The organism is Sinomonas gamaensis (assembly GCF_005876955.1).
Lineage (GTDB): Bacteria > Actinomycetota > Actinomycetes > Actinomycetales > Micrococcaceae > Sinomonas > Sinomonas gamaensis.
Genome location: NZ_SSCL01000004.1, coordinates 213,222 through 226,777, shown reverse-complemented (window position 1 = coordinate 226,777; position 13,556 = coordinate 213,222). Strand labels below are relative to the sequence as shown.

Annotated in this window: 12 protein-coding genes and 1 tRNA gene; 8 read left to right on the top strand and 5 right to left on the bottom strand. The window is 67.9% G+C overall.

Features of this window, described 5'->3' with window-relative positions; genetic code table 11:
• The first annotated feature begins 83 nt into the window (after positions 1-83).
• The gene (gene aroQ, locus E5679_RS07905; protein ID WP_138414531.1) at positions 84-581 is read left to right on the top strand and encodes a type II 3-dehydroquinate dehydratase; all 498 of its coding nucleotides are present in this window, start codon (positions 84-86) and stop codon (positions 579-581) included.
• A 40-nt stretch (positions 582-621) separates the two neighbouring features.
• Here the strand turns inward: aroQ and E5679_RS07900 are convergent, their stop codons facing one another.
• Positions 622-1,806: a MarP family serine protease gene (locus tag E5679_RS07900; protein ID WP_138414530.1), complete on the bottom strand. Its 1,185-nt coding sequence runs from the start codon at positions 1,804-1,806 to the stop codon at positions 622-624.
• A gap of 132 nt (positions 1,807-1,938) precedes the next feature.
• Between E5679_RS07900 and E5679_RS07895 the strand changes: the two genes are divergently transcribed.
• Complete coding sequence (locus E5679_RS07895; protein WP_043119506.1) at positions 1,939-2,616, top strand: Crp/Fnr family transcriptional regulator; 678 nt, start codon at positions 1,939-1,941, stop codon at positions 2,614-2,616.
• Positions 2,617-2,732: 116 nt separating this feature from the next.
• On the opposite strand, the gene E5679_RS07890 is transcribed toward E5679_RS07895, so the two are convergent.
• The 3 genes from E5679_RS07890 to E5679_RS07880 are packed head-to-tail and all read right to left on the bottom strand — an operon-like array spanning position 2,733 to position 4,304.
• Positions 2,733-3,656, bottom strand: a complete 924-nt coding sequence (locus tag E5679_RS07890; protein WP_138414529.1) for an NUDIX hydrolase — start codon at positions 3,654-3,656, stop codon at positions 2,733-2,735.
• Positions 3,640-4,149 (bottom strand): RidA family protein, encoded by a 510-nt coding sequence (locus E5679_RS07885; protein ID WP_420821062.1) that lies wholly within the window; start codon positions 4,147-4,149, stop codon positions 3,640-3,642. The genes E5679_RS07890 and E5679_RS07885 overlap by 17 nt, the downstream gene beginning before the upstream one ends.
• Positions 4,146-4,304 carry a Sp36 family protein gene (locus tag E5679_RS07880; RefSeq protein WP_138414528.1) on the bottom strand — a complete coding sequence of 53 codons (159 nt, stop codon included), beginning with the start codon at positions 4,302-4,304 and terminating at the stop codon, positions 4,146-4,148. The genes E5679_RS07885 and E5679_RS07880 overlap by 4 nt, the downstream gene beginning before the upstream one ends.
• A 37-nt stretch (positions 4,305-4,341) precedes the next feature.
• Here E5679_RS07880 and E5679_RS07875 point away from each other — a divergent pair, with 37 nt between their 5' ends.
• The 5 genes from E5679_RS07875 to E5679_RS07855 all read left to right on the top strand — a co-directional run bounded on the left by E5679_RS07875 (position 4,342) and on the right by E5679_RS07855 (position 11,625).
• Entirely contained in the window at positions 4,342-6,648 is a 2,307-nt protein-coding gene (locus tag E5679_RS07875; RefSeq protein ID WP_138414527.1) for a transglycosylase domain-containing protein, read from the top strand.
• Entirely contained in the window at positions 6,648-7,646 is a 999-nt protein-coding gene (locus E5679_RS07870; RefSeq protein ID WP_171042285.1) for a metallophosphoesterase, read from the top strand. Before E5679_RS07875 ends, E5679_RS07870 begins: the two co-directional genes overlap by 1 nt.
• 112 nt (positions 7,647-7,758) lie before the next feature.
• Positions 7,759-9,627, top strand: a complete 1,869-nt coding sequence (locus E5679_RS07865; protein ID WP_138414526.1) for an ABC transporter ATP-binding protein — start codon at positions 7,759-7,761, stop codon at positions 9,625-9,627.
• The gene (locus E5679_RS07860; protein WP_138414525.1) at positions 9,624-11,474 is read left to right on the top strand and encodes an ABC transporter ATP-binding protein; all 1,851 of its coding nucleotides are present in this window, start codon (positions 9,624-9,626) and stop codon (positions 11,472-11,474) included. Before E5679_RS07865 ends, E5679_RS07860 begins: the two co-directional genes overlap by 4 nt.
• A gap of 74 nt (positions 11,475-11,548) precedes the next feature.
• A tRNA-Pro gene (locus E5679_RS07855) sits at positions 11,549-11,625 on the top strand.
• Positions 11,626-11,897: 272 nt separating this feature from the next.
• Here E5679_RS07855 and E5679_RS07850 read toward each other — a convergent pair.
• On the bottom strand, positions 11,898-12,122 hold the full coding sequence (locus E5679_RS07850; RefSeq protein WP_138414524.1) for a hypothetical protein: 225 nt from the start codon (positions 12,120-12,122) through the stop codon (positions 11,898-11,900).
• Positions 12,123-12,277: 155 nt separating this feature from the next.
• Here E5679_RS07850 and E5679_RS07845 point away from each other — a divergent pair, with 155 nt between their 5' ends.
• Positions 12,278-13,555 carry a helix-turn-helix domain-containing protein gene (locus E5679_RS07845; protein ID WP_138414523.1) on the top strand — a complete coding sequence of 426 codons (1,278 nt, stop codon included), beginning with the start codon at positions 12,278-12,280 and terminating at the stop codon, positions 13,553-13,555.
• Position 13,556: the final 1 nt, after the last annotated feature.

Here is a 13,556-nt window from a genome sequence, read left to right as displayed (position 1 = left end):
CTGCGACAAGGGTAGACCCACCCGCGCGACGCGGCAAGCAATCAAACGGAGCGGCACCGGACCCACCGCGTAGGATCGAGTCCATGACCGAGCCCACACCGTCGTCGTCTCCTGCGCCCTCCGCACCGGCCGCCCGCACGAGCATTCTCGTGGTCAACGGGCCCAACCTCAATCTGCTGGGGACGCGCGAGCCGGAGAAGTACGGGACGGCGACGCTCGGTGACATCGAGCGGCTGTGCGCCGGCGCCGCGGACGCCCACGGCCTCGAATGCGACTTCGTCCAGTCGAACCACGAGGGCGCCCTCGTCGACGCGATCCACGGGGCCCGCGACTCTGCGATCGGCATCGTCATCAACGCAGCCGCCTACACGCACACGTCGGTCGCGCTCCGCGACGCCATCTCGGCCGTCAGCCTCCCCGCCGTCGAGGTCCACATCACGAACGTCCACGCCCGCGAACCGTTCCGGCACCACTCGTACCTGAGCGACGTGTGCCGGGCCGTGATCGCTGGCGCAGGCACGCTCGGCTACCGGTTCGCGATCGAATACCTCGCAGAACTCACGCGCGAACGGGCGCTATAGCCACTTCCGGGGTGCTGTAGCTACTTGTCTCTTGCTGCAGCTACTTCCGGGTGCATTGGCCCGGCTGCACCGGCTGCGAGAGGCCCGGCGCCTGGTCCGCCACGGGCTTGACCTCGCCCATGGTGATCGCGTAGCCCACGTTCGGGGCGTTGTCCGACTTCGCGAACACGACGCCCGTCACTGAACCGTCGAGTGTGAGCAGGGGCCCACCCGAATTGCCCTGCTGCACGTTGCCGGCAATCTGATAGACCATCTTGGGCACGGCATTGGCGCCGTAGATATCCGGGGCGAGCACCGTCGTCGTGCCCTGGATCGCCGCGGGACGCATCTGGAAAGGACCGCCGAGCGGATAGCCCCCGAAGGCCGCGGACGTGCCGGGCGCACTGTTCCCGGCAAGCGGGAGCGGGGACAGCGACAGACTGTCGACGGCGAGGACGGCAAGGTCGTGCACGCTGTCGAAGTAGACCACGTGCGCGGTGCGCGCACCGCCACCGGGTAGCTCGACGACCGGCTCCTGGACGCCCGCCACGACGTGGGCATTCGTCATGACACGCCCGGGCGCGACGACGAATCCGCTGCCGGTCTGATTCTGACCGCACTGGAACGCCGTGCCCGTGATCCGGACGATCGAGCGGGCCGCAGTGCGCAGCGCAGGCGCGTCCGTGTTCTCATCCGGAATCGGCACCGGCTGGAGCGGCCCGATCCCCTCGATGATCCGCGGAAGGGTGTCGCCGAGGACGAAGGCCCTGATCTGCGCTGCCTCCGCCTTGACCGGATCCGGCGTCAGACCGTCGATCGCCGTGATGACCCGCGACGACGAGAGCTGCTGCGAAAGCACGGGCGCCCCGACGCTGGACACCGTGAAGGAGAGCATCGACATCACGATCGCCGCGACCGCGACGTTCGCGACACCGCCCAGCACCTTGTCCACGATGGCGAGCGGCTTCCACCGGATCTTGCCCCTCAGCCGCCGCCCGAGCCCCGTGCCCACCGCGTTGCCGGCGGCCATCAGGAGGATCGCGGTGATCACGACGGCGGCCGCGCGCCACCCGCTGTCGGAGAGCCACTGGCTCACAAGGGGCACGGCGAAGAACGCTGCGGCGCCGCCGACGAGGAAGCCCACGATGCCGCCCAGGCTCACGAGGAAACCGGCCCGGACCCCGTAGATGAGGTAGCCGATCAGGACCACCACGAGCACGAGGTCCAGGAAGGTCGTGTCCAACATTCCCACCAGTCTATCGGCGGGGCCTGAGGCAATCCTGTGCGGCGCCGCGGTGGCGACTTCGTCACAAAGCCTTGTCGAATCTGGAAGAATGACCCCCAGCGCAAGCTGAAGGCTATTGACTAGGAGACTGAATTGGACATCGAGGTACTGCGCCGCGCGCCGCTCTTCGCCACTCTCGACGACGAGGCCTTCCGCCTTCTGACCGACGAGCTCACGGAGGTCGACCTCTCCCGCGGTGCTTCGGTGTTCCGCGAGGGCGATCAGGGCGATCAGATGTACTTCATCGTCTCCGGCAAGATCAAGCTCGGGCGCACCTCCCCCGACGGCCGCGAGTCGCTCCTCGCGATCCTCGGCCCCGGCGAGCTGTTCGGCGAGATGGCGCTGTTCGACCCGGCCCCTCGCACTGCGACCGCAACCGCCGTCTCGGAGACGCGCCTCGCCGGCCTCAAGAACGACGCCCTGGTTGCGCTCCTCCGCGCCCGCCCCGAGGTCTCGGCCCAGCTCCTCCAGGCCCTCGCGCGCCGCCTTCGCCGCACGAACGACTCCCTGTCCGACCTCGTCTTCAGCGACGTGCCCGGCCGCGTCGCCAAGGCGCTCCTCGACCTCGCTGACCGTTTCGGCCGTCCCGCGACGGACGGCGTGCTTGTTGCGCACGAGCTCACCCAGGAGGAGCTCGCGCAGCTCGTCGGTGCTTCCCGTGAGACCGTGAACAAGGCTCTCGCCGAGTTCGTGCAGCGCGGCTGGATCCGCCTTGAGGCCCGCGCCGTCGTCATCCTCGACATGCCGCGCCTTCGCCAGCGCTCCCGCTGACCCCTCTCGGGTACGCCAACTCACCGCCCACACGGGCTCGGGTACAGAAACTCAACGGCCGGCGCCTCCCCCGCGGAAGCGCCGGCCGTCGTCGTCAGTTGGTGTACCCGAAACGGTCAGGGGTGGGGGATGGCGCTGAGGGCTGCCGTCGCGGGGGCCGAAGTCGGCGCCTCGACGCGGAGCCACAGCCTCCCGTCTTCCTCTTCGAGATGCGCCTGGTACGTATGCGTGGAGCGCTTCAGGTTGAGGTAGGCGATGCAGCCCTTGGCCTTCGCGATCTTCTCGAGGATGATCTCGCTGGCGGGAACGAGCAGCTCCGCGAGGGGCAGGCCCTTCGTGTCCTCCTCGCCGATCCGGTCCCCGAGCTCGGAAGTTTCCCGATGAGCAAGGAGCCGCGCGGGAAGGACCCATTCACCCCACACGCCCTTGCTCGGCAGCAGCATGGGAGTCTGGCCCTCGGGGAGAGTCGCCGCGAAGTACCGCGTGTCGAAACGCCGGTGGGCGAAGTCGGGCGAGATCCAGTGGACGAGTGGCCGGAGGAGGTCCGTGCGGAGGCCGAGGCCGCGTTTGGACATCAGCTCGCCGAAGCCGATCTCCTCGTTCGAGACGGCCTCCCGCGCGCGGGTCCACTCCGCAGTGCCAGTGCCCTCGACCACGGTCGTCGCGTCCGTGCCGGCAAGCAGGACGCCGGTCTCCTCGAACAGCTCGCGGATGGCGGCGACAACGTGAGCGCGGGCAATCGAGAAATCGTCGACGCCGAGCATCTCAGCCCACTGCCCAACCGAAGGGCCGAACCAGTCGAACGTGTCGTGGTCGGCGTTCTGGACGGATCCTCCCGGGAAGGCGACCGCTCCCAGCGGAGAATTCCCGGGCCGGTAGTCGAGCCAGGTCTCAGTGCCCTCGGCGGAGTCCCGGACGAGGACGACCGAAGACGCGAGCCGTGCGCTGCGACGAGGACGGTCTGCCTCGTCGAGCCAGCTGCGCGCCGCTCCTTGGTATCGCTTCGGAACGATGAAGCGACGGCTATGCGAACTCTGCAATCAGTTCCACCTCAACAGGGGCGTCGAGCGGCAGGACCGCGACGCCGACGGCGGAACGGGCGTGAGCGCCCGCCTCGCCGAATACCTTGCCCAGGAGCTCGGAGGCGCCGTTGACGACGCCCGGCTGCCCGGTGAACGACGGATCCGAAGCGACGAAGCCGACGACTTTGACGATGCGGGTGACACGGTCGAGGTCGCCGATCTGCGCCTTGACGGCTGCCAGGGCATTGATGATGCACAGTTCCGCGTACTTCTTCGCGTCCTCTGCGCCCACCTCTGCTCCGACCTTGCCGGTGGCCGGCAGCTCGCCCTTGACGAAGGGCAGCTGGCCGGAGGTGTAGACGAACCCGCCGGCGACGGCGGCGGGCACATACGCAGCCACGGGTGCGGCCACCTCGGGGAGGCTCAGGCCGAGATCGGCGAGCCGACGTTCGACGGCGCCCGCCGCACCTTCCGCGGTGCCCTCGGCGGCCGTTGCCTGCACTTCGCTCACGCCTGCTTCTCCCTCTTCATGTAGGCCACAAGTCCGTTTCCGCCAGGCCCGGGGACGACTTGGACGAGCTCCCAGCCGTCCTCTCCCCACTGGTCGAGAATCTGCTTTGTCGCGTGGACGATCAGCGGTACGGTGGCGTACTCCCACGTGGTCATAAGGTCCAGCGTAATCGGTCCCGGTAGACTGCCCTACATGGCGTCTGGCAAGAATCCGCTCTTCGACACTGCCACAACGCTCGGCAAGATCATCGCTTTCCTTGGTGTCAGCGCGATCTGCGGAGTGCTCGTGGCGGGCCTTATGGTGCCCGCTGCAGCCGTGACGGGGAGCGCAGCAAACGGTTCGGTGCAGTTCTTCGACAGCCTGCCGAGCGAACTGACCGTGACCCCTCCGGGACAGGTGACGAAGCTCCTCGCAGCCGACGGCTCGCAGATCGCGACCCTGTTCGCGGAGAACCGGACGCAGGTCCCGCTCGACCAGATGTCTCCCAATATCAAGAACGGCATCGTGGCCATCGAGGACTACCGGTTCTACGAGCACGGCGGCGTCGACCCCACGGGCATCCTCCGGGCGCTGGTCTCGAACGCGCGAGGGAACAAGCAGGGCGCCTCGACGCTCACCCAGCAGTATGTGACGAATGTCATCAACGAGAACCTCGTCTCGCAGGGCAAGGACGCCGAGGTGGTCCTCAACGGCCAGAAGGGCGTCGGCGACAAGCTGCGGGAAATGAAGCTCGCCATCGCTCTCGAGAAGCAGTACTCGAAGGAGCAGATCCTTCAGGGCTACCTCAACATCGTGTTCTTCAACACGAACGCGTACGGAATCCAGGCGGCGAGCCAGTACTTCTTCTCGGTTGACGCAAAGGACCTGACGCTTCCGCAGGCGGCGCTGCTCGCGGGCCTCGTGAACAGCCCGTCCTATTACGACCCCATCGCGCACCCGGACAACTCGATCAAGCGCCGGAACCTCGTGCTCGACTCGATGCTCGAGCACGGCTACATCAACAAGCAGCAGCACGACGACGCCGTCAATACCCCGATCCAGCTCAAGGTGAATCCACCGAAGCAGGGCTGCCAGTACGCGGGGCAGGCGCAGTACTTCTGCGACTACGTGGTGCACCAGATTGAAAACGATCCCGCCTTCGGCGCAGACAAGGATGCGCGAGACCAGAAGCTCACGCGCGGCGGCCTCACCATCAAGACCACGCTCGACACCCGTATGCAGGGCCCTGCCCAGGAACAGGTCGACGCGACTGCCGGGGCCAACCCGGACAAATGGGGCGCCTCACTCGTGACGATTGAGCCCGGCAGCGGCAAGATCCTGGCGATGGCCCAGAACACCCGCATGCTCCCCGGCCAGGGGAAGGACTTCGTCACGTCCTACAACTTCAACGTCGACAGAACGGACCCCAACGGGAATGACCTCGGCGGCGCGGGAGGCATGCAGCCCGGTTCGACGATGAAACCGGTGACGCTCGCGGCATGGCTCAACGAGGGCAAGCCGACCAACCAGATCGTCAACGCGGCCCAGCGCCGTTATCCCGCGAACTACCCGTGGAAGTCCACGTGCGGCAAGGTCAACGGCTTCTATGACTCCACCGTGTCCGGTTCGGATGACCTGCAGAACGACGAACCCGGCTGGTACCGGCCCATGTCGGTCCGCGAGGGCATCTATCAGTCGATCAACACCGCGACGTTCGCCTCTGCGGCAGGCCTCAACGACTTCTGCGACATCCAGCGGGCGGCCGATTCGCTCGGCATGCATGACGGCGAGGGCAAGGGCCAGAAGCTCGACCTCTCGACCCTCGGCAACCTCCTCGGCGGCATGAACGTGGCGCCGATGACCATGGCGAACGCGTTTGCGACCTTCGCGAGCAACGGCACCTACTGCACTCCGATGTCCATTACGGAGGTCACCGACGTGCAGGGCAAGAAGATCGGCGGCCAGGCTCCGACCTGCCAGCAGGGGGCGATCAAGCCGGACGTGGCCAAGGCCGTCACAAACGTGCTCCAAGACGTGCTCACCAAGGGCTCGGGCTACAACATCAAGGACAACAGCGGCCAGACCATCAAGCTCGGCGTCCCCGACGCGGCAAAGACCGGTACCAACCAGTACAACAGCCAGACGTGGGTGGTGGGCTACACCCGAGGCCTCGCTACGGCGTCCTTCTTCGGCGAGGCACTGAATGACCCGAGCTCGCGCATCGGGCGCGGCGTGACGGTCAACGGGAAGTTCTACACAAGCGTCGACGGTGCGTTCATCGCCGGACCGCAGTGGGCCTACTACATGCAGAAGGTGCTCGGCCTGTACGACCACGGCGACTTCGATGCTCCGCCGCAGAACCTCATCACCGGTGGCTCTGGCGCCACGCCGCCCAGCGGTACCACTACCCAGGGCGCGGGCGGAACTGGGAGCCAGAATCAGCCTGCGCCGCTGCAGACTTTCGCGCCGCAGCCACCGCCAGTCCAAACGAAGCCCGGCAACGGCAAGGGCAACGGCTGATGGCAGCCCTTGAAGGGCCCGTCCCCTCTTCGGGGCGGGCCCTCGCCCGTACAGCGCGGCGGACGACGGCGGCCCTCGCCCGGGCGGGCAAGCGGACCGGGCTCTTGGCCGGCATGGCGGCCTCGGCTGGCGCCGCGGCAGCCGCCTACGGCTGGTGGGAGAAGGAGCAGTTCGGTCTCCGCGAGGAGCGCGTTCCGATCCTGCCGCCCGGTTCCGCGCCGTTGCGGGTGCTGCACCTCAGCGACATCCACTTCGTGCCGGGCCAGACGAAGAAGGCGCGGTGGCTCGGGGAGCTCGCGAGCCTCAATCCCGACCTCGTCGTCAACACCGGCGACAACCTGAGCCACGTGGAAGCGGTCGCTCCCCTGCTCGAGGCGCTCGCGCCCCTTCTGACGTTCCCCGGCGTCTACGTCCCGGGCTCTAACGACTATTACGCGCCCATCGCCCGGAACCCGGCGACGTACCTCCTAGGACCGTCGAACCGCCGCCCCCTCCCGGAGCGGATCGAGCTCGATTGGCGCGGCCTCTTCGCGGGTTTCGGCGCGGCCGGCTGGATCGACCTCACCAACCGCTCCCAGTCGCTCGCGTTCAACGGGACGCGCTTCGACTTCTCCGGAGTGGACGATCCGCACCTCAAGCGCGAGCGTTACGCCGACTGGCCCCGTGGCGCTTCGGGCCACGACCGTAAGCCGCACGTGAAGGTGGCGGTCATCCATGCCCCGTACCAGCGGGTGCTCGATCACTTCACGCGTGTGGGAGCCAACCTGATCCTCGCGGGCCACACTCATGGCGGTCAGATCTGCCTCCCCGGCTACGGCGCTCTGGTGTCGAACTGCGACCTCCCGACGTGGCGCGCCAAGGGCCTCACGGGCTGGGAGCACGACGGCCATTGGGTCCCTCTCAACGTCTCCGGCGGCATCGGAACGTCGCGTTTCGCGCCTATCCGCATCGCGTGCCGCCCGGAAGCTGTGCTGCTGACGCTGACCGCACGGCGGTAATCGGCGGCCCGGGCTCCCCCGCGCACCGCCGCCTCCAGCAGACCCTCACAGCCGCATGGCGTAGGGTAGTTGCCGCAGCTAACTACTTCTAGCCGGAGGTGCACGCACCGGCATGCCCGTCAAGGCCCCCGCCCGAGAGCAGATCCCCTTCCGCCGCAGTCTGGCACGGCTCGCGCCCGAGGCGCGGCGCATCATTCCGCGGCTCGTCGCGGGCCTGGGCGTGGGGCTTTCCGCCTCGGTTCTCGCGGTCCTCGTGCCGCAGGTGTTCCGCGCCATCATCGACACGCTGCTGCGCGCCGGTGCCACGCCGTCCGCCGTCGTGAGCGCCGCCGTCGTCGTCCTCATCATGGGCGTGCTCGAAGCGCTGCTGACCTTCCTGCGCCGCATCTTCGTGCTGGACCCCGCAACGAATGTCGAGGCGTCGCTGCGCGTCACGCTGTACCGGCACCTGCAGCTCCTGCCGGTCTCGTTCCACGACCGCTGGGGCTCGGGCCAGCTGCTCTCACGTGCCATGACCGACCTCAACATGCTGCGCCGCTGGCTCGCGTTCGGGGCGATCTATCTGGTCATCTCGATCACCACCGTGATCGTGGGCATCGCCATGCTGTTCACCATTTCGTGGCAGCTTGCGCTCATCTTCCTTGCCGCGGCTGTTCCGATCAGCATCTACAGCTTCCGCTTCCGCCGCCAGTTCGTAGCCGCTTCCCGCCGAAGTCAGGACCAGGCCGGAGACCTCGCGACGGCCGTCGAGGAGTCTGTGCACGGCATCCGGGTGCTCAAGGCGTTCGGACGGAGCCGCGAGGCGCTCGAGAACTTCACGCTGCAGGCCGAGGAGCTCCGCGCCACGGAGGTCACGAAGGCCCGTCATCTCGCGGTGTTCAGCATGGTCGTGACCCTGCTGCCGGAGCTCGCCCTGGGGACCGGGCTCATGGTGGGGCTGTGGCTCGCCGCGACCAACCAGATCACGGTGGGCGCCCTCGCCGCATTCTTCGCCACGGCGGCCGCGGTCGCGAACCCCGTCGAGATGTCGGGCGCCCTCGTGGGCATGGCCCTCACGGCGAAGACCGCAATCGACCGCCACTACGAGGTCCGGGACGAGCCCGTCTCGATCGCGGACCCCAAGGAGCCGCGGCGTCTCGCCCGGCCCCGCGGGGCGCTCGCCTTCCGCAGTGTCCGCTTCGCGTACGAGCCCTCCCGCTCGCGATCGGCCGAGCGCAAGGACGACGGCGCCCGCCCGGTTCTCCGCGACATCGACCTTGAGCTCGTCCCCGGCGAGACCATGGCCCTCGTAGGCCTGACGGGATCGGGGAAGAGCACCCTCCTGCAGCTCGTGCCCCGGCTGTACGAGGTGAGCGGCGGCTCGGTCGAGATCGACGGTGTGGACGTCCGCAGCCTCGCGCTCTCGGACCTCCGCCGGATCGTCTCCGTCGCGTTCGAGGACACCACGCTCTTCTCGACGTCTGTTCGGGACAACGTCCTGCTCGGCGCCTCGACCCGGGAGGGGCCAGAGGCGGAGGCCCTCCTCCAGGAGGCCCTCGACGTCGCGCAGGCCCACTTCGCGTATTCGCTCCCCGAGGGGGTCGACACCCGGATCGGCGAGGAGGGGCTGAGCCTGTCCGGCGGGCAGCGGCAGCGCATTGCGCTCGCCCGCGCGATCGCGGCCAAGCCTGCCGTGCTGGTCCTCGACGATCCCCTCTCCGCGCTCGACGTCGCCACCGAGGAACGCGTCGAGGCGCGCCTTCGACAGGTGCTCGCCGAGACGACGACCCTCATCGTCGCCCACCGCCCGTCCACCGTCGCCCTCGCCGACCGCGTGGCGCTCCTGCGGGACGGCGTCATCGATGACGTGGGCACCCATTCCGAGCTCCTCGCACGGAACTCGCACTACCGGTACGTCATCGCGAGCCTCGACACCGCCCCGCGGGACCTCGACTCGGAGCTCGAAGCCGGCGATCTGGACGATCTGGAGGAGGCCCGATGAGCCACGCTCCCCGCACGGCGAGAGGCACCTCCCGCCCGGGCGCGCCGGAAGCGCACGCCGAGGACGACGTCGTCCTCTCCCGCGAGGAATCGCGCGCGGTCCGCCGCCGGTCCCTCCGACTCCTCGCCGAGCTCATCCGTCCGGTGCGGGTGCGCTTCTGGGCGACGCTGGGGATGGTCGTCGTGTCGCAGGCGACGAAAGCCGCCGGCCCCGCGATCATCGCCCTCGGCGTGGACCGCGCCCTGCCCGCACTCCTGCACGGCGACTCGTTGCTCGTCTGGCTCACCGGCGCCGCCTACCTCGCGGCCGCGCTCACGACGGCGGGGCTCACCGCGGGCTACGTGACCTCCACGGCGAAACTCAGCCAGGCGATGCTGCTCGACCTCCGCGTCCGCGTCTTCCGGCACACGCAGCGCCTGAGCCTGGACTTCCACGAGCACTACACCTCGGGCCGCATCATCAGCCGCCAGACCTCGGATCTCGAGGCCCTGCGCGAGCTGCTCGATTCAGGCGTCAGCTCGCTCGTCTCCGGCATTCTGTTCATGCTGTTCACTGCGGCCACGGTGTTCCTGCTCGACTGGCCGTCCGGCTTCATCATGCTCACGGCGGCGGCGCCGATGTTCGCCCTCGCGCGCTGGTACCAGAAGCGCTCTCAGGTGGCCTACCGGGCCTCCCGGGTCGCCTCGGCGCGCCTGATCGTGCACTTCGTCGAAACGATGACGGGCATCCGCGCGGTGAAGGCCTTCCGCAAGGAGGCCGAGAACAACGAGGTCTTCGGCGGCCTCGCCGAGGACTATCGCAAGGTGACCGCCCGCTCGATCCAGCTCAACGGCATCCTGCAGCCCGGGCTCGTGCTCATCGGGAACGTGACGGTCGCCGTCGTGCTCCTCGTCGCGGGCCTCCGCGTGCTCGACGGAACGCTCGCCGTCGGCGTGCTCCTCGCGCTGGTCCTCTCGGTGAAGCGCTTCTACCAGCCGGTCGCGGACATGGCCATGTTCTACAACTCCTTCCAGAGCGCACAGGCGGCGCTCGAGAAGGTCTCGGGACTGCTCGAGGAGGTCCCCACAGTGGTGCCTCCGCGCGATCCCACGCCGCTCCCGGACCCGCGTGGCGAGGTCCGCTTCGACCGCGTTGAGTTCGGCTACGGCGAGGGCCCGGTGGTCCTCCCGGAATTCAGCCTCGACATTCCAGCCGGTCAGACCGTCGCGCTGGTGGGGGCCACGGGCGCGGGGAAATCGACCCTCGCCAAGCTGATCGCGCGCTTCTACGACGTCACCTCAGGCGCGGTGATGCTCGACGGCGTGGACCTCCGGCGCCTCTCGACGACCGACCTGCGGCGAGCCGTCGTCATGGTCACCCAGGAGGCGTTCCTCTTCAGCGGCTCGGTCGCCGACAACATCGCGCTGGGACGGCCGACGGCGACCCGCGCCGAGGTCGAGGCCGCCGCCAAGGCGGTGGGCGCGCACGACTTCATCGAAGCCCTGCCCGAGGGCTACGACACGGACGTCAACAAACGCGGTGGGCGGGTCTCGGCGGGCCAACGCCAGCTCATCTCCTTCGCCCGTGCGTTCCTCGCGGCACCGGCGGTGCTCATCCTCGACGAGGCGACCTCGTCGCTCGACATCCCGTCGGAGCGGCTCGTCCAGGCTGGCCTCGCGAAGCTGCTCGCCCAGCGTGAGCGGACGGCCATCATCATCGCGCATCGGCTCTCCACGGTGGAGATCGCGGACCGGGTCCTCGTCATGGACGGCGGCCGCATCGTCGAGGACGGCACCCCCGAGGAGCTCATCCGGGGCGGCGGGCGATTCGCGGCGCTGCACGGGGCGTGGCGCGAGTCGCTGGTCTGATTTCACGTCAGGGGCCCGAATCGGGTACTCTGGATGAGTTGCTTCGGGGACTTGGTCCACGAATGGCAGCGGATCGGGATGTAGCGCAGCTTGGTAGCGCGCTTCGTTCGGGACGAAGAGGTCGCAGGTTCAAATCCTGTCATCCCGACCACAAAAAGTGCTCTGGCGGAAAATGCCGGGGCACTTTTTTATTGCCCTCTGCTTTCGCAGAATTGTCGCTTTTTTGCGCGTATCCATGCCCATCACTCGCACAAAACCCACAATTCGCGGGATACCCGGGTTAGAAAACGAAGAACCCCGCCCGTCGAGGTGACGGGCGGGGCTCCCCTGCACTATCTCTGGACCCGCTAGCGCGGATCATGTCGGAGAGTCGAACGTTGCTGCCTGCCTCGGGCAGTCGTCCGCTCGCCTGGATAAGTCAGATCAGAAGGTCGACTTCATCGGGTCGGGCCAGTTGCCGATCGCCGTGGCCTTCATCGGGTCGGGCCAGTTGCCGATCGCCGTGGACTTCATCGGGTCAGGCCAGTTGCCGATCGCCGTGGTCTTCATGGGGTCAGGCCAGTTGCCGATGGCCGTCGGGGCAACAGAAACGCCTCCCAGCGCCAGAGCGCCGACGAGGGCGAGTGACGCGGTCAACTTCTTGAGCATGTCATGTCCTTATGTTGTAGCGGGTGCAATCGGGCAGAGCGTGCTTTGTCGTGATTGACACACCAAGTAAAATAAGATCCACAGCAGGTGTCAAGCCGCTAGGGTATCGCCTTACCCCAAGTTGCAGACCGGGGTGCTCTGTCAAGGAGGAAGTTGTGGGGAGCGGATTCGGCGAGAAGTTGCGGGCCGAGCGCCTCGAGCGTGGGCTGACCCAGGCGGAATTGGGCAAGGATCTCTACTCTCCGAGCTACATCTCCCTCCTCGAAACTGGCCGTCGGGAGCCGACTCCCGAAGTCATCCAGGAGCTGGCCCGCCGGCTTGAACTCGCACCGAAGGCCCTCGAGGCCTGGAGCCAGCCTGTTACGGCCAATGACGCCGAATACGTCCTTGCCGGCCTGTATGCACGGCAGGCGTGGGACATGCGCGACTACGCCCAAGCCGCGAGCCATGCAGCCACGGCCGCGCAGTTCGCCCTCGAGGCGAAAAACAATAGCGCATGGTGGAACATGACGTACATGCAGGCCGAGTGCCTCATGAAGCAGGGCCAGCTCGCCGAGTGCCAGCGGATCGTCCAGCATCTCCTCGAACACCCCATCATCGCCGAGTCAGATGGCCTCGCCGTCCGCGCCCACCAGATGCTCGCTGCCGTGTGCCACGGCCTCGGCCAGCTCGGGACCGCCGTCGAACATGCTCGCGAAGCAGTGCGCCTCGGGGCCCAACTCCCCGCCGGCTCCACGATCTACATCGGAGCGCTCCGCGCCCTCATCGGCGCCCTTGCAGAGAGCGGCCGCCTGGACGAGGCATGGGACTACTGCAAGATTCTCGGCTCCCTCGTGGACGAGGAGTCCATGGGCCAGCTCTCGGGCGAGGTCGAGTGGGTCATCGGGAACGTCGCGTTCATGCGCGCCGACTACGAAGAGGGCGTCAAGCACCACGAGCGGGCAGCGAAGCTCCTCTCCCCCGCGAACGACATCGAGCTCTGGGCCCGGTTCAACAAGGCCTCCGCCGCGGTGCGCCTGTCCGGCGGCATCGTCGAGCCGGAGACCCTCGCCGCGATCGAGCGCGCCGAGCTGGCCCTCTCCATCGTGGGAGGGAGCCGGCCCGAGCAGCTCGAGGTGGCGTTCATCCGCGCCCGGTGGCTGTACCTCAACGGCGAACTCCCGGAAGCGATCGAGAAGCTCAAGGAGATCCACGCGGAGAAGAAGGTCCTCGGCCGGCACACCGCGGGAGAGGTGGCCCTCCTCTACGGCCGCGCGCTCAAGGCCCTCGGCCGGAACGACGAGGCGCTCGAGCTCCTCAAGGACGCCCGCGAGCAGTTCAGCTACGCGGGCGCCTCGGAGAAGGTCCAGCAGACCATGGACGCGATCCTCGAGATCCGGCTCGCGCAGCAGCGCGCCGGGCATCCCGAGGAGAAGCCGGCGCCCCCGGGTTAAG